This is a genomic window from Stenotrophomonas indicatrix, assembly GCF_050573115.1.
Classification (GTDB): domain Bacteria; phylum Pseudomonadota; class Gammaproteobacteria; order Xanthomonadales; family Xanthomonadaceae; genus Stenotrophomonas; species Stenotrophomonas lactitubi_A.
In genome coordinates, this window is the sequence record NZ_JBNYZT010000005.1 from 311,329 (window position 1) to 336,088 (window position 24,760).

20 protein-coding genes are annotated in these 24,760 nt (G+C 65.0%); 12 read left to right on the plus strand and 8 right to left on the minus strand.

Annotation, left to right across the window (positions count from 1 at the left end):
- Positions 1 to 211 precede the first annotated feature (211 nt).
- A complete protein-coding gene (locus ACQ5SA_RS14225; protein ID WP_499314573.1) occupies positions 212 to 2,092 on the plus strand; it encodes an ATP-binding cassette domain-containing protein in 1,881 nt (626 codons plus the stop codon).
- Positions 2,093 to 2,392: 300 nt separating this feature from the next.
- On the opposite strand, the gene ACQ5SA_RS14230 is transcribed toward ACQ5SA_RS14225, so the two are convergent.
- Complete coding sequence (locus tag ACQ5SA_RS14230) at positions 2,393 to 2,854, minus strand: c-type cytochrome (RefSeq protein ID WP_099821251.1); 462 nt, start codon at positions 2,852 to 2,854, stop codon at positions 2,393 to 2,395.
- Positions 2,855 to 2,863: 9 nt separating this feature from the next.
- On the minus strand, positions 2,864 to 3,259 hold the full coding sequence (locus tag ACQ5SA_RS14235) for a c-type cytochrome (protein ID WP_089240512.1): 396 nt from the start codon (positions 3,257 to 3,259) through the stop codon (positions 2,864 to 2,866).
- Between the two features lie 205 nt (positions 3,260 to 3,464).
- On the opposite strand from ACQ5SA_RS14235, the gene ACQ5SA_RS14240 reads away from it, so the two are divergent.
- From ACQ5SA_RS14240 to ACQ5SA_RS14250, 3 genes are read left to right on the plus strand one after another with little or no spacing between them, the layout of a single operon-like run.
- Positions 3,465 to 4,616, plus strand: a complete 1,152-nt coding sequence (locus ACQ5SA_RS14240) for an efflux RND transporter periplasmic adaptor subunit (protein WP_499314575.1) — start codon at positions 3,465 to 3,467, stop codon at positions 4,614 to 4,616.
- Positions 4,613 to 8,134 (plus strand): efflux RND transporter permease subunit, encoded by a 3,522-nt coding sequence (locus ACQ5SA_RS14245; protein ID WP_499314577.1) that lies wholly within the window; start codon positions 4,613 to 4,615, stop codon positions 8,132 to 8,134. Before ACQ5SA_RS14240 ends, ACQ5SA_RS14245 begins: the two co-directional genes overlap by 4 nt.
- Positions 8,131 to 11,220, plus strand: coding sequence for an efflux RND transporter permease subunit (locus ACQ5SA_RS14250; RefSeq protein WP_499314578.1), 3,090 nt, complete (start codon positions 8,131 to 8,133; stop codon positions 11,218 to 11,220). Before ACQ5SA_RS14245 ends, ACQ5SA_RS14250 begins: the two co-directional genes overlap by 4 nt.
- A 149-nt stretch (positions 11,221 to 11,369) precedes the next feature.
- On the opposite strand, the gene ACQ5SA_RS14255 is transcribed toward ACQ5SA_RS14250, so the two are convergent.
- From ACQ5SA_RS14255 to ykgO, 6 genes are all read right to left on the minus strand, one after another.
- Entirely contained in the window at positions 11,370 to 12,590 is a 1,221-nt protein-coding gene (locus ACQ5SA_RS14255; protein WP_499314580.1) for a TraB/GumN family protein, read from the minus strand.
- A gap of 4 nt (positions 12,591 to 12,594) precedes the next feature.
- A complete protein-coding gene (locus ACQ5SA_RS14260; protein ID WP_025875048.1) occupies positions 12,595 to 13,125 on the minus strand; it encodes a GNAT family N-acetyltransferase in 531 nt (176 codons plus the stop codon).
- A gap of 14 nt (positions 13,126 to 13,139) precedes the next feature.
- On the minus strand, positions 13,140 to 14,027 hold the full coding sequence (locus tag ACQ5SA_RS14265) for a carbon-nitrogen hydrolase (protein ID WP_025875046.1): 888 nt from the start codon (positions 14,025 to 14,027) through the stop codon (positions 13,140 to 13,142).
- 163 nt (positions 14,028 to 14,190) lie between these two features.
- Positions 14,191 to 15,228: an agmatine deiminase family protein gene (locus tag ACQ5SA_RS14270; protein ID WP_499314582.1), complete on the minus strand. Its 1,038-nt coding sequence runs from the start codon at positions 15,226 to 15,228 to the stop codon at positions 14,191 to 14,193.
- A 39-nt stretch (positions 15,229 to 15,267) separates the two neighbouring features.
- Positions 15,268 to 15,597, minus strand: a complete 330-nt coding sequence (locus ACQ5SA_RS14275; protein ID WP_089240526.1) for a hypothetical protein — start codon at positions 15,595 to 15,597, stop codon at positions 15,268 to 15,270.
- Between the two features lie 146 nt (positions 15,598 to 15,743).
- A complete protein-coding gene (gene ykgO, locus ACQ5SA_RS14280; RefSeq protein WP_005409283.1) occupies positions 15,744 to 15,869 on the minus strand; it encodes a type B 50S ribosomal protein L36 in 126 nt (41 codons plus the stop codon).
- 197 nt (positions 15,870 to 16,066) lie between these two features.
- Between ykgO and cmk the strand changes: the two genes are divergently transcribed.
- The 8 genes from cmk to galU all read left to right on the plus strand — a co-directional run bounded on the left by cmk (position 16,067) and on the right by galU (position 24,356).
- Complete coding sequence (gene cmk / locus ACQ5SA_RS14285; RefSeq protein ID WP_032977572.1) at positions 16,067 to 16,744, plus strand: (d)CMP kinase; 678 nt, start codon at positions 16,067 to 16,069, stop codon at positions 16,742 to 16,744.
- Between the two features lie 201 nt (positions 16,745 to 16,945).
- Positions 16,946 to 18,631 (plus strand): 30S ribosomal protein S1, encoded by a 1,686-nt coding sequence (rpsA, locus tag ACQ5SA_RS14290; RefSeq protein ID WP_025875032.1) that lies wholly within the window; start codon positions 16,946 to 16,948, stop codon positions 18,629 to 18,631.
- Between the two features lie 87 nt (positions 18,632 to 18,718).
- Positions 18,719 to 19,024, plus strand: a complete 306-nt coding sequence (locus ACQ5SA_RS14295) for an integration host factor subunit beta (RefSeq protein ID WP_005409286.1) — start codon at positions 18,719 to 18,721, stop codon at positions 19,022 to 19,024.
- A gap of 77 nt (positions 19,025 to 19,101) precedes the next feature.
- Complete coding sequence (locus tag ACQ5SA_RS14300; protein WP_025875021.1) at positions 19,102 to 19,386, plus strand: lipopolysaccharide assembly protein LapA domain-containing protein; 285 nt, start codon at positions 19,102 to 19,104, stop codon at positions 19,384 to 19,386.
- Positions 19,387 to 19,392: 6 nt separating this feature from the next.
- Entirely contained in the window at positions 19,393 to 20,571 is a 1,179-nt protein-coding gene (gene lapB / locus ACQ5SA_RS14305; RefSeq protein WP_032977571.1) for a lipopolysaccharide assembly protein LapB, read from the plus strand.
- 3 nt (positions 20,572 to 20,574) lie between these two features.
- A complete protein-coding gene (locus tag ACQ5SA_RS14310) occupies positions 20,575 to 21,552 on the plus strand; it encodes an MraY family glycosyltransferase (RefSeq protein ID WP_499314585.1) in 978 nt (325 codons plus the stop codon).
- 15 nt (positions 21,553 to 21,567) lie between these two features.
- A complete protein-coding gene (locus ACQ5SA_RS14315) occupies positions 21,568 to 23,481 on the plus strand; it encodes a polysaccharide biosynthesis protein (protein ID WP_165787289.1) in 1,914 nt (637 codons plus the stop codon).
- Positions 23,478 to 24,356 carry a UTP--glucose-1-phosphate uridylyltransferase GalU gene (gene galU, locus ACQ5SA_RS14320; RefSeq protein WP_025875017.1) on the plus strand — a complete coding sequence of 293 codons (879 nt, stop codon included), beginning with the start codon at positions 23,478 to 23,480 and terminating at the stop codon, positions 24,354 to 24,356. The genes ACQ5SA_RS14315 and galU overlap by 4 nt, the downstream gene beginning before the upstream one ends.
- Positions 24,357 to 24,760: the final 404 nt, after the last annotated feature.

Here is a 24,760-nt window from a genome sequence, read left to right on the forward strand (position 1 = left end):
GTGGGTCCGGTTGCGGGGGCGTGAGCGCCATGGATGGCGCGACCGAGCTTACAGGGACGTACTTGCAGCGTCCCCCGCAACCGGACCCACCCCGCCATCCCCCAGGAAACCGGCGTTGGCTGTTGCTGTTGAGGTTGCCGGCCAGCGGCCGGCACTACCGCGGGTGCCTGGCGCCGCCCGGCCAAGCCCCGCAACCCGCTACAATGGTCGGATGCCTCTGATTACTCTGCAAAACGTCGACTTCAGCGTCGGCGGCCCGCTGTTGCTGGAAAAAGCCGAACTGTCGATCGAACCGGGCGAGCGTATTGCCCTGATCGGCCGCAACGGCGCCGGCAAATCGACCCTGCTCAAGCTGCTGTCCGGCGACCACAAGCCCGATGACGGTGAAGTGCGCGTGCAGCAGGGCGTGCGCGTGACCCGCCTGGAGCAGGAAGTGCCGCACGGCGCCGCCGGCAGCGTGTTCGACGTCGTCGCCGATGGCCTGGGCGAACTGGGCCAATGGCTCGCCGAATTCCATCACCTCAGCCACGCCGACGTGTTCGATGGCGAAGCGCTGGGCAACGTGCAGGCCAAGATCGATGCCGCCAACGGCTGGGGCCTGGATCAGCGCGTCAGCGAGACCCTGACCAAGCTCGACCTCGACGGCGAAGCGGAGTTCGCGCGCCTGTCCGGCGGCATGAAGCGCCGCGTGCTGCTCGGTCGCGCGCTGGTCTCCAGCCCCGACCTGCTGCTGCTGGACGAACCGACCAACCACCTGGACATCGAAGCCATCGACTGGCTCGAAATGTTCCTCAAGAACTGGAACGGCAGCGTGGTGTTCGTCACCCATGACCGCCGCTTCCTGCGCGCGCTGGCCACCCGCATCGTCGAGATCGATCGCGGCCAGGTCACCAGCTGGCCGGGTGACTGGGCCAACTACGAGCGCCGTCGCGAAGAACGCCTCAACGCACAGGCGCAGGAAAACGCGCGATTTGACAAGCTGCTGGCGCAGGAAGAAGTGTGGATCCGCCAGGGCATCAAGGCACGTCGCACCCGTGACGAAGGCCGCGTGCGCCGCTTGAAGGCAATGCGCAACGAGCGTTCGGAGCGCCGCGACCTCAGTGGCAACGTCAAGATGGAAGCGGCCCAGGGCGTGAGCTCGGGCAAGAAGGTCATCGACATCAAGGACATCTCGTTCGCCTTCGGCGATCGCACGATGGTCCGTGATTTCTCCACCACCATCCTGCGTGGTGACCGCATCGGCCTGATCGGCCCCAACGGCAGTGGCAAGACCACGCTGCTGAAGCTGCTGCTGGGCGAGCTGCAGCCGCAGAAGGGTGAGGTCAACGCCGGCACCAACCTGCAGGTTGCGTACTTCGACCAGTACCGTGCAGTGCTGCGCGAAGACTGGAGCGCGATCGAGAACGTGGCCGAAGGCCGCGATTTCCTCGAGTTCAACGGCAAGCGCAAGCACGTGCACGCTTACCTGCAGGACTTCATGTTCACCCCCGAGCGCGCGCGCGCGCCGATCACCCGCCTGTCCGGAGGCGAGCGCAACCGCCTGCTGCTGGCCAAGCTGTTCGCGCAGCCGTCCAACCTGCTGGTGATGGACGAACCGACCAACGACCTGGACGTGGAAACCCTGGAGCTGCTGGAAGAGCTGCTGGGCGAATACAACGGCACCTTGCTGCTGGTCAGCCATGATCGTGACTTCATCGACAACGTGGTGACGTCCACCCTGGTGATGGAAGGCGATGGCGTGATCGGCGAGTACGTGGGCGGCTACAGCGACTGGCAGCGTTACGCGGCCAGCGTGGCCGCAGCGCCTGCGGTGGTTGCTGCGGCCAAGTCCGCGGTCGCTGCGCAGGTGGCGGCTGCGGAACCGGCAGCGCCCAAGCGCAAGCTCCCCTACAAGGAAGCGCGCGAGCTGGAACAGTTGCCGAAGACAATTGAAAAGCTCGAAGGCGATGTCGAAGGCCTGACTGCAGCGATGAACGATCCGTCGTTCTACACGCGCAGCAGCGCCGAAGTGACCGCACACACCCAGCAGCTGGCCAAAGTACAGGCCGAACTGGATGCCGCGTACGCGCGCTGGGAAGAACTGGAAGGCTGATCGGCCACCACGGCCACCACGGCCGTCTCGCCTTGGCGGGCGGCTGTGGCTTCTGATCTGATTCCGCCTTGTAGCGAGCCGAGCACCGCAGGTCCGGCGAGGGCGGAGAGGTGCGGGTGTCTGAGCGCAGCGAGTTCCCGCGCCGTCCCTCGGCGGACCGAGGAGCGCAGGGTACCGGTGCGTAGCACCGGCTCGCGGATGGCGGAGCGTTTCTTTTGGTTACTTTTCTTTGCGCGCAAAGAAAAGTAACGCCCATGAACGCATCAGATTGCAGCAGCAGTCACGATCCGCCCAGCGCGATCACTTGACCCCGTGCAGATCCCGCAGCTGGCTCGTGCGGCTGCCGAAGTACGCCGCCAGATCGGCGATGTCCTGATCGCTCAGGTCCTTCGCCTGCGGTGTCATCAGCGCGTGCTGGCGGTCACCGGCACGGTAGGCCTGAAGCGCGTGCGCCAGGTAATCGCCGTATTGCCCACCCAGCTTCGGGTAGGTCGGATCGATCGGCGCATTGCCGTCGGCACCGTGGCAATCGATGCAGCTCTGGCTGGTGGCCTTGCTCTTGACCTTGGCGCGGGCCTCACCGGCGGCTTCACGCCCGGCAGGCAGGCCAGCGGATGAAGACGATCCGTGCTCGCCGCTGGCATGGCCGGGATCGCCGGCGGATTTCTCGCTGTTCTCCACCTGTGACTGCGAGCAGGCCGCCAGCAGCAGGGCGACGGACAGGGCGATGGCGTGACGCAGTGGATGCGCGGCTTTCGACATGGGCGGGCCTTACTTGACGGTGGACAGGTAAACAGCGAGATCGGCGATCTCCTGTTCGCTGAAACTCATCGACTGCGCCTGCATCGTGGGATGCCGGCGCTTGCCCTGGCGGTACTCGGTCAGGGCCTGGGTCAGGTACTGCTGGGTCTGGCCACCGATCTTCGGTACCCGGTAACTGGGGTACGCATTCTTGTAACCGGTGATGCCGTGGCACCCCTGGCAGGTATAGGCCAGCACACGGCCATTGTCGAAACTGCCGGTGGGCGTGGCAGCCGCCGGCACAGGGGCCGTAGCCGGTGCCGGGGCGGGTGCTGCAGGAGCAGAAGCAGGAGCGGGCTGTGCGGCGGCCCCGAGGGGCAGGAGGACGGCCAGAGCGAGACAAGCGGCGAGCGGCTGCGGGCGCATGGTGTCTTTTCCGGGGATTCGGGTCTGGTCGTTCCGGCGTGGGGTACGGAACGACCCGAGTATAGCCTCAGGTTTCATCTAGCTGAAATGGGGTCGGCCCGACCGGCGGCGTGAAGACACCATGACCTTTGGGATATGGTGTTGCCGTGAAGTGGTGCATTACTTTGCTACAACACCTGCCCACGCATCCTCCAGGGATCTGACGATGTCGCACCAAACCTTCCTGCCCGGCCCCCGCAGCGGACTCTGCGCTGCCGCGCTGCTGCTCTCCACCTCCCTGCTGCTGAGCGGTTGCGCCGCTGGGCCCAACAACGAGGCCAAGGCGGCCGAGACCAAGGACGAGAAGAAGGTCGACGCGGTGCCGGTGGAAGTGGCCGTGGCCAGCCATCGCGCGGTGGCCGCCAGCTACACCGGAACCGCAGCACTGGAGCCGCGCGCCGAATCGCAGGTGGTGGCCAAGACCTCGGGCGTCGCGTTGGCGGTGCTGGTCGAGGAAGGGCAGCGGGTCAGCGCCGGGCAGCCTCTGGTGCGGCTGGATCCGGACCGCGCGCGCTTGTCCGTAGCGCAGAGCGAAGCGCAGATGCGCAAGCTGGAAAACGACTATCAGCGTGCACAGAAGCTGGTCAGCCAGCAGCTGGTCAGTGCGGCCAGCGTCGACCAGCTGCGCTACGACCTGGAAAACATCCGCGCCCAGTACCGCCTGGCCACGCTGGAACTGTCGTACACCACCGTGGTCGCACCGATTTCCGGCGTGATCGCCTCACGGTCCATCAAGACCGGCAACTTCGTGCAGATCAACACGCCGATCTTCCGCATCGTCGACAACTCGCGGCTGGAAGCCACGCTCAACGTGCCCGAGCGTGAGCTGGCGACGTTGCGCGCTGGCCAGCCGGTCACGTTGTCGGCCGATGCGCTGCCTGGCCAGACCTTCACCGGTGTCGTCGACCGCATCGCGCCGGTGGTGGATTCGGGCAGCGGCACCTTCCGTGTGGTCAGCGCCTTCGATGGCGCCGCACAGTCGCTGCAGCCGGGCATGTTCGGCCGCATCCGCATCGACTACGACCAGCGTGCCGATGCGCTGGTGGTGCCGCGCCTGGCACTGCTGGACGATGGTGAGCCGGCGGTGTTCCGGGTGCGCGAGGGCAAGGTCGCGCGGGTGCCGGTCAAGCTCGGCTATGCCGAAGGACCGTGGGTGGAAATCCGTGAGGGCCTGGCCGCTGGCGACCAGATCGTCACCGCCGGCAAGGTCGCCCTGCGCGATGGCACGGCGGTGCAGGTGATCGCCGATCCGAAGGCCAAGGCGAGGACGGTAGCCACCTCGGCCAAGCCGGCAGAGAAGGCCGGGAGCACGCAATGACCGCGCCCGGCCACGACCACGGTGCCTCGCCAGGGAGCGACGGCGCCGCCGCAGGCATGCGTGGCGGCCTGGTGGAGTTCGCCACCCGCCGTCGCGTCACCATCGCCATGTGCACGGTCACCCTGCTGCTGTTCGGCCTGATCGCGCTGGGCAACCTCAAGGTCAACCTGCTGCCCGACCTGAGCTATCCGACGCTGACCGTCCGCACCGAGTACACCGGTGCGGCGCCGACTGAAATGGAAACCCTGATCACCCAACCGGTCGAAGAGGCCGTGGGCGTGGTCAAGAACCTGCGCAAGCTGAAGTCGGTTTCGCGCACCGGCCAGAGTGATGTGGTGCTCGAGTTCGCCTGGGGCACCAACATGGACCAGGCCAGTCTGGAAGTACGCGACAAGATGGAAGCGCTGAACCTGCCACTGGAAGCCAAGGCTCCGGTGCTGCTGCGCTTCAATCCCTCCACCGAGCCGATCATGCGCCTGGTGCTGTCGACCAAGGCCGCGCCTGCGACCGACGAAGAAGCGATCCGTGAACTGACCGGCCTGCGTCGCTATGCCGATGAAGACCTGAAGAAGAAGCTGGAGCCAGTCACCGGCGTGGCGGCGGTCAAGGTCGGCGGTGGTCTGGAAGACGAGATCCAGGTGGACATCGACCAGCAGAAACTGGCCCAGCTCAACCTGCCGATCGACACCGTCATCAAGCGGTTGAAGGAAGAGAACATCAACATTTCCGGCGGCCGCCTGGAGGAGGGCTCGCAGCGCTTCCTGGTGCGTACCGTCAACCAGTTCGCCGATCTGGAAGAGATCCGCAACCTGCTGGTCACCACCCAGGCATCCAACGGCAGTGCGGCCGACTCGGCACTGCAGCAGATGTTCAACATTGCGGCGTCGACGGGTTCGGCTGCAGCGGTTGCTGCTGCGTCGGCCGCCCAGAGCGCGTCGTCGAGCGGCGGCTCCAGCGTGGTCGCCAACGGTGTGCCGGTGCGCCTGAAGGACGTGGCCACCGTGCGCCAGGGCTACAAGGAACGCGAAGCGGTCATCCGCCTGGGCGGCAAGGAATCGGTCGAACTGGCGATCTACAAGGAAGGCGACGCCAATACCGTTGCCACCGCCGAAGCGCTGCGCAAGCGTCTGGAGCAGATCAAGGCAACGTTCCCGGCCGATGCCGAACTGACCACCATCGAAGACCAGTCGCGCTTCATCGAGCACGCCATCGCTGACGTCAAGAAGGACGCGGTGATCGGCGGCCTGCTGGCGATCCTGATCATCTTCCTGTTCCTGCGCGACGGCTGGAGCACGTTCGTGATCAGCCTGTCGTTGCCGGTCTCGATCATCGCCACGTTCTTCTTCATGGGCCAGCTCGGCCTGAGCTTGAACGTGATGTCGCTGGGCGGCCTGGCACTGGCCACGGGCCTGGTGGTGGATGACTCGATCGTGGTGCTGGAGAGCATCGCCAAGGCGCGCGAGCGCGGCCTGGGCATCCTGCAGGCGGCCATCGCCGGCACCCGCGAAGTGAGCATGGCGGTGGTTGCTTCCACCCTGACCACCATCGCGGTGTTCCTGCCGCTGGTGTTCGTCGACGGCATCGCCGGCCAGCTGTTCCGCGACCAGGCGCTGACCGTGGCCATCGCCATCGCGATCTCGTTGCTGGTGTCGATGACCCTGATCCCGATGCTGAGCTCGCTGAAGGGCCGGCCGCCGCTGGCATTCCCGGAAGAAGCCGCGGCCGAGCCGTGGCAGCCGCAGAGCCGCTGGCAGAAGCCGGTCGCGCTCGGCCGTCGTGGTGTGATGGCAACGATGCGCTGGGGTTTCTACGCACTTGCATGGTTGGTGGTGCGCCTCTGTCGCGGCGTGGCTGCAGTGGTCGGCCCGGTGATGCGCAAGGCCAGCGACATCGCGATGAAGCCGTACGCCGGTGCCGAGCGTGGCTACCTGCGGCTGCTGCCGGGTGCGCTGGCCCATCCCGGCAAGGTACTGGGCCTGGCCGCACTGGCGTTCGTCGGCACGATGGCGCTGGTGCCGATGCTCGGTGCCGACCTGATCCCGCAGTTGGCGCAGGACCGTTTCGAAATGACGGTCAAGCTGCCGGCCGGCACACCGCTGAAGCAGACCGATGCACTGGTGCGCGAGCTGCAGTTGGCGCACGGCAAGGGTGAAGGCGTGGCATCGCTGTATGGCGTCAGCGGCAGCGGTACCCGCCTGGATGCCAGCCCGACCGAGAGTGGAGAGAACATCGGCAAGCTGACCGTCGTGATGGAAGGCGGCGGCAACCCGCAGACCGAAGCGGAGATCACCGAGCGTCTGCGCGACACCATGGGTCAGCATCCGGGGGCGCAGGTGGACTTCGCGCGGCCGGCATTGTTCAGCTTCTCCACGCCGCTGGAGATCGAACTGCGCGGGCAGGACATGGCCACCCTGGAAGTGGCGGGCCAGCGCCTTGCGGCGCTGCTGCGCGGCAATGCGCACTACGCCGACGTCAAATCCACCGTGGAAGAGGGCTTCCCGGAAATCCAGATCCGCTTCGACCAGGAGCGTGCCGGTGCACTGGGCCTGACCACGCGGCAGATCGCCGATGTGGTGGTGAAGAAGGTGCGCGGCGATGTGGCCACCCGTTACAGCTTCCGTGACCGCAAGATCGACGTGCTGGTGCGCGCACAGGAAACCGACCGTGCCAGCGTGGAGAGCATCCGCCGCTTGATCGTCAATCCGGGCAGCACCCGTCCGGTCACCCTGGACGCAGTGGCTGATGTGGTCGCCACCACCGGCCCGAGCGAGATCCATCGCGCTGACCAGACTCGGGTTGCCGTGGTCTCGGCCAACCTGCGCGACATCGACCTTGGCGCGGCCATGCGCGAAGTGCAGCAGATGGTGTCCGAACAGCCGCTGGGCGCTGGCGTGGGCCTTCACATCGGCGGCCAGGGCGAAGAGCTGGCTCAGGCAGCGAAGTCGCTGATCTTCGCCTTCGGCCTGGCGATCTTCCTGGTCTACCTGGTGATGGCCTCGCAGTTCGAATCGTTGCTGCATCCGTTCGTGATCCTGTTCACCATCCCGCTGGCGCTGGTCGGCGCGATCCTGGCACTGATGCTGACCGGCAAGCCGATCTCGGTGGTGGTGTTCATCGGCCTGATCCTTCTGGTCGGTCTGGTCACCAAGAACGCGATCATCCTGATCGACAAGGTCAACCAGCTGCGCGAGGCCGGCGTTGCCAAGCACGAGGCGCTGGTGGAAGGCGCGCGCTCGCGCCTGCGACCGATCATCATGACCACCCTGTGCACGCTGTTCGGCTTCCTGCCGCTGGCGGTGGCGATGGGCGAGGGCGCCGAGGTGCGCGCACCGATGGCGATCACCGTGATCGGTGGCCTGCTGGTGTCGACCCTGCTGACCCTGCTGGTCATCCCGGTGGTGTACGACCTGATGGACCGCCGCGGTGATGCCTATTACCGCGAACGTGGCCGCAAGCATGCCGGTGAAGGCCTGCACGCCGCGCAGGGCAGCAGCGCGGGCGGGGAGGAACCGGCATGAGCATTGCCGAGTTCTCCATCCGCCGGCCGGTCACCACCATCATGTGTTTCGTGTCGCTGGTGGTGGTCGGACTGATTGCCTCGTTCCGGCTGCCACTGGAAGCGCTGCCGGACATCTCCGCACCGTTCCTGTTCGTGCAGATTCCGTATACCGGGTCCACGCCGGAAGAAGTCGAGCGGACCATCATCCGACCGGTGGAGGAGTCGCTGGCGACGATGACCGGGATCAAGCGCATGCGCTCCTCGGCCACGTCTGAAGCGGCCTCGATCTTCATCGAGTTCAGCGACTGGGACCGAGACATCGCCATCGCCGCTTCCGACGCGCGCGAACGCATCGATGCGATCCGCAGCGATCTGCCCGACGACGTGCAGCGCTACAACGTGTTCAAGTGGTCCAGCAGCGACCAGCCGGTGCTGAAGGTGCGCCTGGCCAGTACCACCGACCTGACCACCGCCTATGACATGCTCGACCGCGAGTTCAAGCGGCGTATCGAACGGATTCCGGGCGTGGCCCGGGTCGAGATCACCGGCGCCCCGCCGAACGAGGTGGAGATCGCGATCGATCCGAACCGGCTCAACGCGCACGGCCTGAGCATCAATGAGCTGAGCGATCGCCTGCGCACGCTGAACTTCTCGATCTCGGCCGGGCAGATCGATGACAACGGCCAGCGCGTGCGCGTACAACCCGTTGGCGAGATCACCGACCTGCAGGAAATGCGTGATCTGGTCATCAATGCCAAAGGACTGCGCCTGGGTGACATTGCCGACGTGCGGCTGAAGCCGGCGCGCATGAGCTACGGCCGCCGCCTCGATGGCAATCCTGCCGTCGGCCTGGACATCTACAAGGAACGCAGCGCCAACCTGGTGGACGTCTCACGCGGCGCGCTTGCCGAGGTTGAAGCAATCCGCGCGCAGGACTCGATGCGCGATGTGCAGATCAAGGTGATCGACAACCAGGGCAAGGCGGTGACCTCGTCCCTGCTGGAGCTGGCCGAGGCCGGTGGCGTCGGCCTGATCCTGTCGGTGACGGTGCTGTTCTTCTTCCTGCGCCACTGGCCGTCCACGCTGATGGTGACCCTGGCCATTCCGATCTGCTTCACCATCACCCTCGGCTTCATGTACTTCGCCGGCGTCACACTCAACATCCTGACCATGATGGGCCTGCTGCTGGCCGTAGGCATGCTGGTCGACAACGCCGTGGTGGTGGTCGAGAGCATCTACCAGGAACGCGAGCGGTTGCCGGACCAGCCACGCCTGGCGTCGATCATCGGCACCCGCAACGTTGCCATCGCGCTCAGCGCCGGCACCTTGTGCCACTGCATCGTGTTCGTACCCAACCTGTTCGGCGAAACCAACAACATCAGCATCTTCATGGCGCAGATCGCGATCACCATCTCGGTCTCGCTGCTGGCCTCGTGGTTGGTGGCGGTCAGCCTGATCCCGATGCTGTCCGCACGCATGGCCACACCGAAGCTGGTGCATTCGCAGACCGGCGTGATCGCGCGCCTGCAGCGTCGATACGCGCAGCTGCTGGACTGGTCACTGCGCCATCGTGGCTGGAGCCTGCTGGGCATCCTGCTGGTGGTGCTGGTCAGTCTGGTACCGATGAAGCTGACCAAGATCGACATGTTCGGTGGTGATGGTGGCAAGGACATCTTCATCGGCTACATGTGGAAGGGCGCCTACACCTACCGGCAGATGTCCGAGGAAGTGGCGCGCGTCGAAGCCTGGGTCGAGGAGAACCGCGAGCGCCTGCACGTGCAGCAGGTCTATTCCTGGTACAGCGAACAGGAAGGCAGTTCGACCGTGGTCACCCTGGACGAGAAGTACGCCAAGGACATCAAGGCGCTGCAGGAGGAGCTGCGCAAGGGCCTGCCGAAGTCTGCGCGTACCGACTACTTCGTTGGCAACCAGGGCGGTGATGGCGGCGGCGGTGGCGGCAACCAGGGTGTGCAGGTACAGCTGGTCGGCGACTCCAGCGCGATGCTGCAGGAGATCGGCCAGGAAGTACTGCCGCTGCTGGCACAGCGCGCCGAGCTGCGCGATGTGCGCATCGACAATGGCGAGAAGGGCGGCGAGTTGAAAGTGCACGTCGACCGCGAGCGCGCGGCGGCCTTCGGATTCAATGCCGAGCAGGTGGCCAGCTTCGTCGGCCTGGCGCTGCGCGGTGCGCCGATGCGCGAGTTCCGTCGCGGTGACAACGAAGTGCCGGTGTGGGTGCGCTTTGCCGGTGCCGAACAGAGCAGCCCCGAAGACCTCGCAGGCTTCAGCGTGCGCACCGGCGATGGCCGCAGCGTGCCGTTGCTGAGCCTGGTCAGCGTCGATGTGGGTTCATCGGCGACCCAGATCGGCCGCACCAACCGCCAGACCACGCTGACCATCAAGGCCAACCTGGCCGAGAAGATCACCGCGCCGGACGGCCGCAAGGCCATGGAAGCCGTGCTCAAGCCGATGAACTTCCCGGCCGGCTACGGCTTCACCTTCGACGGTGGCGACTACGGCGATGACAACGAGGCGATGCAGCAGATGGTGTTCAACCTGCTGATCGCGCTGGTGATGATCTACGTGGTGATGGCCGCGGTGTTCGAATCGCTGCTGTTCCCGGCGGCGATCATGAGTGGCGTGCTGTTCTCGATCTTCGGCGTGTTCTGGCTGTTCTGGATCACCGGCACCTCGTTCGGGATCATGTCCTTCATCGGCATCCTGGTGCTGATGGGTGTGGTGGTGAACAACGGCATCGTGATGATCGAGCACATCAACAATCTGCGCCGGGGCGGGATGGGGCGTACCCAGGCGCTGGTCGAAGGCTCACGCGAGCGTCTGCGCCCGATCATGATGACCATGGGCACGGCGATCCTGGCGATGGTGCCGATCTCGCTGACCGATACGCAGATGTTCGGCAACGGGCCGGAGTACTCGCCGATGGCGCGTGCGATTGCCGGTGGCCTCGCGTTCTCGACCGTGGTTAGCCTGTTGTTCCTGCCGACGATCTACGCGGTGCTCGATGACCTGCGCAGTGCGGTGGTACGCCTGATCCAGCGCGCCCGCGGGCTGGATGCGGTAGAGCCGGGCGCTGCCCGGCTGTAATGCACGACACAACGTGTTTGTGGTGGGGGGAGACCGGTCGTAGTGGGGCGGTCTCCCCCTTTTTTTCATTGCCGTATCGTCTAAATGTCGTGCCAACCAAGGTTGGCACCTACCGGTAGCGCCGGGCCATGCCCGGCGGGGCAGCGCAATCAGCTCGCAACCTTGCTCCACACCTTGCCGGCAGTCAGCCACAGGCCCAGCATGCTGCCCAGATTGGTCAGCATGAAGGTCAGCACCACGCGGGTGACGCGGTTGCGGTACCAGCCCTTCAATGACTGCGCGTCGTCACGCAGCTTGAGGAAATCCTCGTAGGTCGGCTTGCGCAGGCGTGCTTCAACGAGTGCCGAGAACGCACCGGTGGGGATGCTCAGGCGGAACGGCTTGAACGGCGCCACCACGATCGCGGTGAGGATGCTCAGCGGATGGCTGCCGGCCACCAGACAGCCCAGGCCAGCCAGACCGCCGGTATACATCGCCCAGGTCGCCAGCAGTTCGGTGCCCACGCCCAGTCCACCACGATAGAAGCCGACACCGATGCCGGTGGCCACGATGGCGAGGATCGCCAGGGTGAACCACGGGATGTTGCGCTTCTTCGGCACCGCTTCCAGCTGCTCGCGCAACGGCGCGGGCGCCTCGGTATCGGTTTCCAGGTAACGCGCCAGGCCGGCCAGGTGACCGGCACCGACCACCGCCAGCACTTCGCGCTGTTGCGGATCATGCGCTTCACGCAGACGTGTCGCCATGTAGCGGTCGCGCTCGCCGATGATCGTTTCGTACAGGGCCGGGTTCTCGCTGGCGAACTCGCCGAAGCTCGATTCCAGCATGTCACCCTGCTTCAGCTTCTCGATCTCGTCTTCGCCGACATCCTCGGACGAGAACAGGCCGGCGCCGAGCCCGGCCACCAGCTTCAGCTTGCCGAAGAAGCCCAGTCGCTGCGAAGCGCGGCGGAATGTCAGGCCGACTTCGCGGTCGATCAGGTGCACCGGCAGGTTGCGCTCGCGCGCCAGTTCCACTGCACGCTTCAGTTCGGCGCCGGGCTCGATGCCGAGCTGTTCGGCCAAGCGGCGCTGGTAGGCCGACAACGCGAGGTTGGCCGCGAACAACGCGACGCGGCCCTTGCGGATCACCTCCACCAGGTCCAGTTTGGCCAGCGTGTCCGGGTCGCTCAGCGCCTGCAGGCGCTGCGGGTCCAGCTCGACCGCCACTGCATCGAAACGGCCGCTGTCGATGGCTTTCTCCACCGCCTCGACGCTGGCATGGGAGACGTGGGCGGTGCCCAGCAGGGTGTAGCGCACGCCATCGCGTTCGACCACGCGTACGGGCTGGCCGGCAAACAGATCGTCGCCGGTTTCGGGAAGGGTTTCAGTCATGGAATCATTCATTGGAAGGAGCGGAATCGGCGCCATCGCCGAGCGCGCGCTGCATCTGTACGGTGTCCAGCCAGCGGCCGTGCTTGCGGCCGAGGCCACGGAACACGCCCACCAGCTGGAAACCGAAGCGTTCGTGCAGCTTGATGGAAGCGGTATTGGTCGGTTCGCCGATCACCGCCACCATCTGTCGATGGCCGCGCGCGGTACAGGCATCGATCAGTGCCTGCAGCAGGCTGGTGCCGACGCCACGGCCCTGGAAGCGGGCATCGACATAGACCGAGTTCTCAACGGTCCACTGGTAGGCGATGCGCGTGCGGTAGGTGTTGGCATACGCATAGCCGGCAACCTGGCCGTCGACCTCGGCTACCAGGTAGGGGAAGCCGCGGTCGATGATGTCGCGCATGCGGCGCAGCATCTCGGCCTGGTCGGGAATCTCGTACTCGTAGGTGTTGACGAAGTCGGTCACTTCCACCGCGTAGATCGCGGTGATCGCAGCGATGTCGGCAGGGCCGGCATCACGGATGAGTACGGCCATGCGCGGGCTCCGGGTCAGTCGATGTAGCGCTTGAGCAGATCGCCGTAGGCGTCGATGCGACGATCGCGCAGGAACGGCCAGATGCGCCGCACGTGCTCGCTGCGTTGCAGGTCAACCTCGCACATCAGGATGGTCGCGTCGGTGCCGGCCTCGGCCAGGAACTCGCCCTGCGGGCCCAGCACGTGGCTGTTGCCCCAGAACTGGATGCCCGAGGCGCCCAGCGGCGACGCTTCATGGCCCACGCGGTTGCAGCTGAGCACCGGCACGCCGTTGGCCACGGCATGGCCACGATGGCTCAGCACCCAGGCGTCGCGCTGGCGGGTCTTCTCGTCCTGCACGTCATCCGGGTCCCAGCCGATCGCGGTGGGGTACAGCAGCAGCTCCGCACCGGCCAGCGCCATCAGGCGCGCCGCTTCCGGGTACCACTGGTCCCAGCACACCAGTACGCCGAGGCGACCGACCGAGGTGTCGATCGGCTTGAAGCCGATGTCGCCCGGGGTGAAGTAGAACTTCTCGTAGAAACCCGGGTCGTCCGGAATGTGCATCTTGCGGTACTTGCCCAGCAACGTGCCGTCTTTTTCGAAGACCACGGCGGTGTTGTGGTACAAGCCGGCAGCGCGGCGCTCGAACAGCGAGCCGACCAGCACCACGCCGTGCTTCTTCGCCAGCGCGCCCAGGCGCTCGGTGCTCGGGCCCGGGATCGGCTCGGCCAGGTCGAATTCATCGACCGATTCGTGCTGGCAGAAGTAGGGACCGTTGTGCAGTTCCTGCAGCAGCACCAGCTTCGCGCCCTGCGCCGCAGCGTCGGCAACACGCGCTTCGATCACCGCCAGGTTGGCGGCGGCATCACCGTGGTTGCGCTCCTGGATCAGGGCGACGGTAAGGGGGCTGCGCGAGTTCATGCGGGGCGATCCTGCGGGGGAAAACCCGCATGTTAACGCGGATGCGGCATGACAGCGTGTTGGCTGCTGAATGGTTGAATGGGAGTGCCGGCCACTGGCCGGCACTCCGTCAATCCAGCAGGCATCGCCTGGTTGCCGGCCAGCGGCCGGCACTACCGTTGCTTTACGCCTTTAACAGCCCTGCCGGCAGCTGCATGGTGATGCAGTGCAGGCTGCCGTTCTGCCAGATCAGCGAGCGGCAGGGCACCTGCACGATCTCGCGGCCCGGATGGGCCTGTGCCAGCACATCGCGGGCCAGGTCGTCGGCCGGGTCGCCATAGGCCGGCATCAGCACCGCGCCGTTGACGATCAGGTAATTGGCATACGACGCAGCCAGGCGGCGGCCTTCATCGATCACCGGCTTTGCCCACGGCAACGGGAACAGGCGGTACGGCTGGCCGTCGCGCGTGCGCAGTGCGGCCAGCTCGGCACCCATCGCCTGCAGTTCGGCGTAGTGCGAATCGCTCTCGTCGTCGCAGGCCTGGTAGACGATGCTGTCGGCCGAGGCGAAGCGGGCGAGGGTGTCGATATGGGCGTCGGTGTCGTCGCCTTCCAGGTAGCCGTGATCCAGCCACAGCACGCGCTCCTGCTGCAGCCAGTTCGCCAGGTCGGCGCTCAGGCTGTCGCGGTCACGGTCGGGATGGCGCTCGTGCAGGCACTTCCAGGTGGTCAGCAGGGTGCCTTCGCCATCGGTTTCGATGCCGCCGCCTTCCAGTGCGAACGGAATGCTGCGCACCGTCGCGTCGTTGAACACGCCGGCCTGGTCGAGCACGCCGACCAGCTGGTCATCGAGGGTGGCATCGAACTTGCCGCCCCAGCCGGTGAAGCGGAAGTCCAGCAGCTGGAAGCTGCCATCGGCCCGGCGCAGGGTGATCGGGCCCGAATCACGCAGCCAGGTATCGTCGTACGCGGCGGTGGTGAAGTGGACCTTGTCCATGTCGATGCGGTTGGAGCGCAGCCGCATCTCGGCGTAGGTCTCCACGTCATCGTCGGCCACGCAGATCAGCACCGGCTGGAAGCGGGTGATCGCCGCAACCAGGGCGATGTAGGTCTCTTCCACCTGGCCCAGGCGGTCGGCCCAGTCGGTGTCGGCGGTGGGCCAGGCAATCAGGACGCCGCTCTGGGCTTCCCATTCGGCAGGAAAACGAAGGGTCTGGTTCATGGTCTCGCTACACGCGCCCGCCGGTGGCGGGCATGGGGGTCAACGGATCGGCGGCTTGGGGCCGATTTCGTTCGGATCCGCCTGGTTTGCCACCACGTCGATCACCTTCTGCTTCTCGAAGTAGACGGTGAACTGTGGGTACACCCAGCGGTGGATGGTCGGCCATTGCCGTTTCTGTCCGCCGCGCGGCTGCAGCTGCTCTGCCGGCGCGCCGAACTGGGACTGCACCTGCTGCATGCTCTGGCCGCGGACGGGCAGGGCGCCGGCCGGCTTTTCGCGGGCGCGGTCGACAAGCAGGGTATCGGCCAGCGCCGGAGTGGCGGCAGCCAGGGTGGCCAGTACGGCCAGGGTGCACAGGTAACGCGTCATCTCGATCTACTCCCCAGTGGTCAAGAACAGCGATTACAGCAAAAACGGCAGGAAAAAACCGCATAAACAAAAAACCGCCCGAAGGCGGCTTTTTGCATCGGGTCGGCCCCGCGTGGGGCCAGCCGCGGTCACAAGGACCGTTGGGCTTAGCGCTGACGCGCCTTGAAACGCGGGTTCGACTTGCAGATGACGAAGATCTTGCCACGACGACGCACGACCTTGCAGTCACGGTGACGGGCCTTCGCCGACTTCAGGGAGGACAGAACTTTCATGACATACCTCGGCGTAAACAGTAGTTGTTCGGGTGGAGCGTGGCCGCGATATGCGAAAGACAATCGGCAGTTGACGCTCGTTCAAGCCCGCCATTCTACCGGGCTTTTCCCCATGGTTTCAAGTGGTTGCACAAATGGCCCGTTACGGGGTGTCTGGCAGGGGCTAGAATGCCCCCTTCACACGCGCAAGGACCCCCATGAATCCACTTGTTCCCGTCCTGACCATCGACGGCCCATCAGGGGCCGGCAAGGGTACCATCAGCCGCATCGTGGCGCGCCGGTTGGGCTGGCACTACCTGGATTCGGGCGCTCTGTACCGCGCCGTCGGCGTGGCGGCCAGCTGGGCCGACATCGACACCTCCGATGCCTCCGCGCTGGTGCGCTGCACCTTTGACACCCATGTCCAGTTCGTCGAGCAGGGCGATGCCATGCGGGTCCTGGTCAATGGCACCGACGCCACCGACGAGCTGCGGCTGGAGACCACCGGAGCGCTGGCGTCGGCAATTGCCGCCATTCCCGAGGTCCGGGCCGCCCTGAAGGAGCGCCAGCGCGCATTCAGGATGGAGCCGGGGCTCGTCGCCGATGGCCGCGACATGGGCACGGTCATCTTCCCGGACGCCCCCTACAAGGTCTTCCTGACCGCCAGTGCCGAGGAGCGCGCCGAGCGCCGGCATAAGCAGTTGAAAGACAAGGGGGTTTCTGTTAACTTTGAAGACCTCCTGCGCGAGATCATGGCCCGCGACGCCCGTGATGCTCAGCGTACCGTGGCGCCCCTGAAGCCGGCAGACGATGCTGTCCTCATCGACACCACAGGCATCGGCATCGAAGATGTCGTTGCCAGAGTGATGGATCTGCTTCCGGTTCCGGCTGCCTGATCCGTTCGCGCGGGAGCTCTGCCAGCAGCATCGGCGGTGGTCGCGCATTTGCAGTGCTGTAAAAGCTCCGTCGCGCAATGATGCGTGGCGGTTTTCCTACTTCCACACACGACCTGCATTTCCGGGGTCGACCAACAGGCGGGCGGCAGCCATTCCCTGAAGGGAAGCCAGCCGACCCATGTGTCCAACAGAGTAAATCTAATGACCGAATCATTTGCCGAACTGTTTGAAGCCAGCCAGGCCAACCTGGCCAAGCTGAAGCCGGGCGCCATCGTCAGCGGTACCGTTGTTGAAGTCCGCGGCGACGTCGTGGTGATCAACGCCGGGCTGAAGTCGGAAGGCATCGTGCCGATCGAACAGTTCCGTAACGACGCTGGCGAAATCGATGTTGCCGAAGGCGACATCGTCAAGGTCGCCCTCGACTCGATCGAGAACGGCTTCGGTGAAACCGTCCTGTCGCGCGAGAAGGCCAAGCGCGCGATGGTGTGGGACGAGCTGGAAGAAGCGTTGGAAAAGAACGAAACCATCACCGGCCGCATCAGCGGCAAGGTCAAGGGTGGTTTCACCGTGGACATCAAGGATGTCCGCGCCTTCCTGCCGGGTTCCCTGGTCGATGTGCGCCCCGTGCGCGATCCGGCCTACCTGGAAGGCAAGGAGCTGGAATTCAAGCTCATCAAGCTTGACCGCAAGCGCAACAACGTCGTGGTCTCGCGCCGCGCTGTCGTCGAAAGCGAGCACTCGGAAGAGCGCGAGCAGCTGATGGACAAGCTGCAGGAAGGCGCGATCCTGAAGGGTGTCGTCAAGAACCTGACCGATTACGGCGCATTCGTGGACCTGGGCGGTATCGACGGCCTGCTGCACATCACCGACATGGCATGGAAGCGCGTGCGCCATCCGTCCGAAGTCGTGAACGTCGGCGACGAGCTGGACGTGCGCGTGCTGAAGTTCGACCGCGAGCGCAACCGCGTTTCGCTGGGCCTGAAGCAGCTGGGCGAAGATCCGTGGGATAACATCGCCCGTCGTTACCCGGCCAACAGCCGCGTGTTCGGCAAGGTCTCCAACGTCACCGATTACGGCGCGTTCGTCGAAATCGAGCCGGGCGTCGAAGGTCTGGTGCACGTTTCCGAGATGGATTGGACCAACAAGAACGTCAACCCGTCCAAGGTTGTGCAGGTCGGTGACGAAGTTGAAGTCATGGTCCTGGACGTCGACGAGGAGCGTCGCCGCATCTCGCTGGGCATGAAGCAGGTTGCCGCCAACCCGTGGGAAACCTTCGCTGCCACCCATAAGAAGGGTGACAAGGTGTCGGGCCAGATCAAGTCGATCACCGACTTCGGCATCTTCATCGGCCTGGACGGCGGTATCGACGGCCTGGTTCACCTGTCCGACATCAGCTGGGCGACCACTGGCGAAGACATCGTTCGCAACTTCAAGAAGGGCGACAACCTGGACGCAGTGGTCCTGGCCGTCGATCCGGAGCGCGAGCGCATTTCGCTGGGCGTCAAGCAGCTGGAGCAGGATCCGTTCGGCCAGTACATGGCGACCAATCCGAAGGGCTCCAAGGTCGAAGGCGTGGTGAAGGAAGTCGACGCCAAGGGCGCGATCATCGAGCTGTCCGACGGCATCGAAGGCTATGTTGCAGCTCGCGACATCGCCAACGAGCGTGTTGACGACGCGACCCAGCACCTGAAGGTCGGCGACAAGGTTGAAGCCAAGTTCGTGGGCATGGATCGCAAGGGTCGTACCCTGCAGCTGTCGATCAAGGCCAAGGACGACGCTGAAATGCGCGAAGTGCTGGAGGAATACCAGTCCTCTTCGGCTTCCAGCGGCACCACCCAGCTGGGCGCGCTGCTGCGTGCACAGCTGAACGGTAACAAGTCCGAGTAATCGGCCTTACGCTGTTCGTTGTTTCCTGGACGGCCCGGGCACTGCCCGGGCCGTTTCAGGCTGAGATGCCCCTGATGTGAGCCGGTAATGACCAAATCCGAACTGATCGAAATCCTCGCGCGCCGTCAGGCGCACCTGAAGGCCGATGATGTCGATCTGGCGGTCAAGTCATTGCTGGAAATGATGGGGGGCTCACTGTCGGCCGGCGATCGCATCGAGATCCGCGGCTTTGGCAGCTTTTCGCTGCACTACCGTCCGCCGCGCCTGGGTCGCAACCCGAAGACCGGCGAATCGGTCGCCCTGCCGGGCAAGCATGTCCCTCATTTCAAGCCGGGCAAGGAATTGCGCGAGCGTGTCAGCAGTGTGCTGCCGCTGGACGCAGATCCGGCCTGAGCCGTCCGTCGCGCGACTTCGTGCGAATCCCACCACGAGTCGGATAAGCTACGGCCTCCTGCCAATGGAGCTGTCGCATGAAAGTTTTTCGTCTGCTGGTCCTGCTGGCGGTTCTCATCCTTGGTCTGATCATCGGTGCAGTCAACATGACGGCCATGTCGATCAACCTGCTGTTTACCCAATTGAACACGTCCGTCGGCGTGGCGCTGATTGCCGCCCTGCTGATCGGTGTCGTGGTCGGCGCTGGCCTGGTGCTGGTAAGCGTGGTCATTCCGCTTTACAGCCAGCTGCGCCGTGCCAACAAGTCGGCGGCTGCACCGTCGGCGCCGGTGGCCCCCTCCCAATCTTTTGATGGACGTTGATCGAAGATGGAATTCGTTTCCGAGTGGTTCTGGTTCTTCCTCTGTCTTCCGTTGGCGGCCCTGGCCGGCTGGGTGATCGGACGCCGCGGCGGTCAACGCCACGGTGACAACCAGGTCAGCCACCTGTCCAGCACCTATTTCCGTGGCCTGAACTACCTGCTCAACGAGCAGCCGGACAAGGCCATCGAACTGTTCCTGCACATCGCCGAGCTGGACAAGGAAACCTTCGAGACCCAGGTCGCGTTGGGTCACCTGTTCCGTCGCCGTGGTGAAGTGGACCGCGCGATCCGTCTGCACCAGGGGCTGGTCAACCGCCAGGACCTGAGCGACGCGCAGCGCGTGCAGGCCCTGCTGGCACTGGGCGAGGACTATATGAAGTCCGGCCTGCTGGACCGTGCCGAGACCGTGTTCACCGAACTGGCGCAGCTGGACCAGCGCGCACCGCAGGCGCTCAAGCACCTGATCGGCATCTACCAGGCCGAGCGCGACTGGGAAAAGGCCATCGACAACGCTACACGCTTCGAAGATGTCACCGGCGAGCCGATGGGCAAGCTGATCGGGCAGTTCGAATGCGAGCTTGCCGAGCGCTTCCGTGGCGCGGGCAAGCTGGAAGAGGCGAGGGCGGCTATCGCCCGTGCCTACCAGGCCGATGCCATGTCGGTCCGTGCCGGCATCATCGAGGGTCGCCTGGAAACCGATGCAGGCAACGCCGAGGCTGCCGTGCGCGCCTTCGAGCGTGCTGCCCGCAACGATCCGGAGTACCTGCCGGAAGTGCTGCCGGCACTGATGGAGAACTACCGCAAGGTCGGCGACCTAGGCGGCGCGCGCGCCTTCCTGTCCGAGATGACCGAGCACTACCGAGGTATCGCCCCGGTGCTGGCCCTGACCCGTCTGATGGAAGAGCAGGAGGGTGTCGCGCCCGCCCGCGCATACCTTGGTCGCCAGCTCAAGGATCGCCCGTCGGTGCGTGGTGAGTCGGCACTGATCGACCTCACCCTGGCCGAGGGCGCAGATTCCACTGCGACCCTGCACGACCTCAAGCACATCACCGACCAGTTGCTGGTGCGCAATCCGGCCTACCGCTGCACCCGCTGCGGATTCGGCGCGCGCACCCACCACTGGCAATGCCCGAGCTGCAAGGAGTGGGGCACGGTCAAGCCGCTGTTGAATTACGCGGTGCTCTGAGCCATGCCGTGGCTCGTGATGGCCGCGCTGCTGGGCCTGGCCCTGCTCAGCGCGGCGTTGACCTGGGCGGCGCGCGTGTATGCGCTGCGCAGGCAGTTGCTGGATCAGCCCGGCGAGCGCCGCAGCCACAGTGTCGCTACCCCGCGTGGTGGCGGTATCGCCATCGTAATCAGTCTGCTGGTTGCTGCAGCCGTGGCCGCGTGTGTGTGGCCGGACGCTGCACCCAGCCTGGCAGTCGCCAGCCTTGGCCTGATGCTGGTTGCCGGCATTGGCTGGTGGGATGACCATCGGCCGCTGCCGGCCATGCGCCGGTTGCTGGTGCATTTCCTCGCCGCCGCGTTGCTGGCGGGGCTGGTCAAGATGCACGGGGGCAGCTGGCTGTTGAGCCTGCTGGTGCTCTTCTTCACCGCGTCGTTGATCAACATCTGGAACTTCATGGATGGCATCAACGGGATTGCCAGCAGTCAGGCGGTCATCGTTGCGCTGGGCTTTGCCACCGTGTTGCCCTGGCCCTATTCGCTGGTGGCCATCGTCCTCGGCCTGGCCTGCCTGGGTTTTCTGCCATTCAATTTCCCGCAGGCGCGGATCTTCATGGGTGATGTCGGTAGTGGCGCGCTGGGCTACGCCGTGGCGGTGGTGCTGGCTGTCGCTGCAGTGCACACCGACATCAACTGGATACTGCTGCTGCTGCCGTTGTCTGCCTTCCTTGTGGACGCGGGCTTCACGCTGTTGGCGCGCATGCTTTCCGGGCAACGCTGGATGGAACCCCACACCCAGCACGTCTACCAGCGCGCGGTCCAGGCAGGAGCCAGCCATGCCCAGGTGACAGGGATGTACTTTGTTTTGGGCCTGTTCAGTATTACAGTGTTCAATATCTGCACCAATTTGCAGCCGAGGTGGGAGGCTGCCGTAGCGGTCGCGTGGTTTGCCGCGCTGACCCTGCTGTGGCTCCTCCTGCGCAATGGATTGCGCCACCGATAAGGAATTACTCGATCTATGTCTTCACCCTGGCGGGACAGAATCCTCGGCCTGATGCCGCGTACGGCCATCGTCTGCCACGACTTGTTCATGGTATGGGCCTGTTGGCAGCTGTTGCATGCGGGTCGTTACTCGATCCTCGCCGACGCTCCGGCCTTGCCGCTGTGGAACGTGGACACCACGCTGGTGCTGGCGCTGCAGGGTCTGGTGTTCTGGCGTATCGGCCTGTATCGCGGGCTGTGGCGCTTCGCCAGCGTCAGCGACCTGCTGAACATCTTCAAGGCCAGCTTCATCGGCCTGATCGCCATCGTTCTGGTGCTGGCCTGGAAGCGCTTCAACGGCGTGCCGATGTCGGTGCTGGTGATCTACCCGTTCGCGCTGTCGGCACTGCTGGGCGCGCCGCGCCTGTTGTACCGGGCGTGGAAGGACTACCAGTCGCTGCAGTCCGATTCGACCGCACGCCGCGTGCTGATTCTCGGCGCCGGCCAGGCTGCTGAAACCCTGGTGCGCGACCTGCGTCGATCCGGCAACTTCGAGCCGGTCGGCCTGCTTGATGATGCACCGCACCTGCGTGGCGCCAAGCTGCAGAGCCTGCCGATCCTGGGCACGCTGGACGACGCACCGGCGGTGGCCCGCGAGACCGCGGCCAAGCTGCTGGTGATTGCCATGCCCTCGCTGGATGCCGTCGGCATGCAGCGCGTGGTGGCCATCTGCGAGAGCACTGGCATTCCGTTCCGCACCGTGCCCAAGCTCAGCGACATCCTGCAGGGACAGTCGCTGCCGGGCCAGTTGAAGGAAGTGGCGATCGAAGATCTGCTCGGGCGCAAGCCGATCATGCCGGACTGGAACCTCATCCGCGGCTGGTTGGGCGGGCGCACGGTGATGGTGACCGGCGCCGGTGGCTCGATCGGATCCGAGCTGTGTCGCCAGTGTGCGCGCCACGGTGCGGGTCGTATCGTGCTGCTGGAGATCAGCGAACTGCTGTTGTTGACCATCGAGGGCGAGCTGCGCCGCAGCTTCCCCGATGTCGAGATCGAAGCCGTGCTCGGTGACTGTGGTGATCCTGCGGTGATCCGCCATGCGTTGTCGCTGCACCCGGTGGACACCGCTTTCCATGCGGCTGCCTACAAGCATGTGCCGGTGCTGGAGCGTCAGCTGCGCGAAGCCGTGCGCAACAACATCCTGGCCACCGAGAACGTGGCCCGCGCCTGTCTGGAAGCGCGCGTCGAGCACTTTGTGTTCATTTCGACCGACAAGGCGGTGGACCCGGTCAATGCGCTGGGCGCCAGCAAGCGCTATGCGGAGATGATCTGCCAGAGCCTGGACCAGAAGTCCACGCACACCCGTTTCGTGACCGTGCGCTTCGGCAACGTGCTGGCGTCGGCCGGCAGCGTGGTGCCGTTGTTCCGCGAGCAGATCCTCAAGGGCGGACCGGTCACCGTGACCGACCCGGAGGTCAGCCGCTATTTCATGACCATTCCCGAGGCATGCCAGCTGATCCTGCAGGCCGCCGCGTCGGCGTCGCACGGGGCGATCTACACCTTGGACATGGGCGAGCCCGTGCCGATCCGGGTGCTGGCCGAACAGATGATCCGCCTGGCGGGCAAGCAGCCCTACAAGGACATCCCGATCATCTACACCGGCATGCGTCCCGGCGAGAAGCTGCACGAGACGCTGTTCTATTCCGACGAGGACTACCGGCCGACCGCGCACCCGAAGATCCTGGAAGCCGGCGTACGTGCGTTCTCGCGTGACATCGTGCTGGGCAACGTGCCCAAGCTGCGCGAGGCGATTGCCAGGTACGACATCGATACGATCCAGGAAATCCTGTTCGCGACCATGCCGGAATTCTCGCCAATCGAACAGGATGCTTACATTTCATCCGCTAAGGTTGTGCCCTTTCCGGCACGTGAGGCCAGCAGGCACCAATGAGCAAGCGCATTCGCAAGGCGGTATTTCCGGTAGCAGGTCTTGGCACGCGTTTTCTTCCGGCAACCAAGACGGTGCCGAAGGAAATGCTGCCGATCATTGATCGGCCGCTGATCCAGTACGCCGTGGATGAGGCGATCGAAGCGGGCTGTGACACCCTGGTGTTCATCACCAATCGCTACAAGCACGCTGTCGCCGACTATTTCGACAAGGCCTACGAGCTTGAGCAGAAGCTCGAGCGCGCGGGCAAGCACGAGCAGCTGGAGTTGATCCGTCATGTGCTACCGGAAGGCGTGCGCGCGATCTTCGTTACCCAGGCCGAGGCTCTGGGCTTGGGCCACGCGGTGCTGTGCGCCAAGGCGGTCATCGGTGACGAGCCGTTTGCAGTGCTGTTGCCGGATGATCTGATCTGGAACCGCGGCGCGGGTGCGCTGAAGCAGATGGCCGACCTCAACGAAGCCAGCGGCGCCAGCGTCATCGCCGTGGAAGACGTGCCACACGACAAGACGGCCAGTTACGGCATCGTCGCCACCGAGGCGTTCGATGGTCGCAAGGGGCGTATCTCGCAGATTGTGGAGAAGCCGAAGCCGGAAGACGCGCCGAGTGATCTGGCAGTGGTGGGCCGCTACGTGCTGAGCCCGAAGATCTTCGAGCTGCTTGAACAGACCCGGACCGGTGCCGGTGGCGAGATCCAGCTGACCGATGCGATCGCCGAACTGTTGAAGACCGACGAAGTCGATGCCTATCGTTTCGAGGGCACCCGTTTCGACTGCGGCACCCATCTGGGGCTGGTCGAGGCGACGATCCGCTTCGCGCTGGACAATCCGAAGCTGGCCGGCCCGGCGCGCGAGAAGCTGGCGGCGATGTTGGCGGAATAAGGTTTTTCGAGCGCTCCGTTCGCGGCGCCTTGATTGATACGTGATGGGCGGGATGGGTGGGCCTTTGCAGGACACGCCGTAAACCCGTCCATGGGGGCTCGATGGCGCCATCCATGGCGCCAACGGTCCTGCAAAGGCCCACCCGTCCCGCCAGCCTGGTTTCCTGCGGGCGCGGACGGGTAGGGCGGAATCAAAGGCAGAAGCAAAAGCAAAAGGCAGCCATTGGCTGCCTTTCTTCGTGGGTCGGGGTCGGATCCCTTTGCGCAGCAAAGGGCTCTGACCCCAAGGTCGAAAGCATCCACGCATGGCGTGGATCTACTGCCTTTGCTCACCCCTCCGTCGCGCGGAATGCTGGGTGGTCCGGGTGGGTGAGGCTGACCGGGACTGTCAGCGGCATGGATGCC

What these genes read in the sequence shown, in the direction of transcription:
- ACQ5SA_RS14235 (WP_089240512.1), bottom strand. Translation starts at nt 3,259, where the DNA reads ATGCGCCCGCAGCCGCTCGCCGCTTGTCTCGCTCTGGCCGTCCTCCTG.
- ACQ5SA_RS14300 (WP_025875021.1), top strand. Translation starts at nt 19,102, where the DNA reads ATGAAAGTTTTTCGTCTGCTGGTCCTGCTGGCGGTTCTCATCCTTGGT.
- ACQ5SA_RS14270 (WP_499314582.1), bottom strand. Translation starts at nt 15,228, where the DNA reads ATGAACCAGACCCTTCGTTTTCCTGCCGAATGGGAAGCCCAGAGCGGC.
- ykgO (WP_005409283.1), bottom strand. Translation starts at nt 15,869, where the DNA reads ATGAAAGTTCTGTCCTCCCTGAAGTCGGCGAAGGCCCGTCACCGTGAC.
- rpsA (WP_025875032.1), top strand. Translation starts at nt 16,946, where the DNA reads ATGACCGAATCATTTGCCGAACTGTTTGAAGCCAGCCAGGCCAACCTG.
- ACQ5SA_RS14250 (WP_499314578.1), top strand. Translation starts at nt 8,131, where the DNA reads ATGAGCATTGCCGAGTTCTCCATCCGCCGGCCGGTCACCACCATCATG.
- lapB (WP_032977571.1), top strand. Translation starts at nt 19,393, where the DNA reads ATGGAATTCGTTTCCGAGTGGTTCTGGTTCTTCCTCTGTCTTCCGTTG.
- ACQ5SA_RS14275 (WP_089240526.1), bottom strand. Translation starts at nt 15,597, where the DNA reads ATGACGCGTTACCTGTGCACCCTGGCCGTACTGGCCACCCTGGCTGCC.
- ACQ5SA_RS14230 (WP_099821251.1), bottom strand. Translation starts at nt 2,854, where the DNA reads ATGTCGAAAGCCGCGCATCCACTGCGTCACGCCATCGCCCTGTCCGTC.
- cmk (WP_032977572.1), top strand. Translation starts at nt 16,067, where the DNA reads ATGAATCCACTTGTTCCCGTCCTGACCATCGACGGCCCATCAGGGGCC.
- ACQ5SA_RS14225 (WP_499314573.1), top strand. Translation starts at nt 212, where the DNA reads ATGCCTCTGATTACTCTGCAAAACGTCGACTTCAGCGTCGGCGGCCCG.
- ACQ5SA_RS14245 (WP_499314577.1), top strand. Translation starts at nt 4,613, where the DNA reads ATGACCGCGCCCGGCCACGACCACGGTGCCTCGCCAGGGAGCGACGGC.
- galU (WP_025875017.1), top strand. Translation starts at nt 23,478, where the DNA reads ATGAGCAAGCGCATTCGCAAGGCGGTATTTCCGGTAGCAGGTCTTGGC.
- ACQ5SA_RS14260 (WP_025875048.1), bottom strand. Translation starts at nt 13,125, where the DNA reads ATGGCCGTACTCATCCGTGATGCCGGCCCTGCCGACATCGCTGCGATC.
- ACQ5SA_RS14265 (WP_025875046.1), bottom strand. Translation starts at nt 14,027, where the DNA reads ATGAACTCGCGCAGCCCCCTTACCGTCGCCCTGATCCAGGAGCGCAAC.
- ACQ5SA_RS14295 (WP_005409286.1), top strand. Translation starts at nt 18,719, where the DNA reads ATGACCAAATCCGAACTGATCGAAATCCTCGCGCGCCGTCAGGCGCAC.
- ACQ5SA_RS14315 (WP_165787289.1), top strand. Translation starts at nt 21,568, where the DNA reads ATGTCTTCACCCTGGCGGGACAGAATCCTCGGCCTGATGCCGCGTACG.
- ACQ5SA_RS14310 (WP_499314585.1), top strand. Translation starts at nt 20,575, where the DNA reads ATGCCGTGGCTCGTGATGGCCGCGCTGCTGGGCCTGGCCCTGCTCAGC.
- ACQ5SA_RS14240 (WP_499314575.1), top strand. Translation starts at nt 3,465, where the DNA reads ATGTCGCACCAAACCTTCCTGCCCGGCCCCCGCAGCGGACTCTGCGCT.
- ACQ5SA_RS14255 (WP_499314580.1), bottom strand. Translation starts at nt 12,590, where the DNA reads ATGACTGAAACCCTTCCCGAAACCGGCGACGATCTGTTTGCCGGCCAG.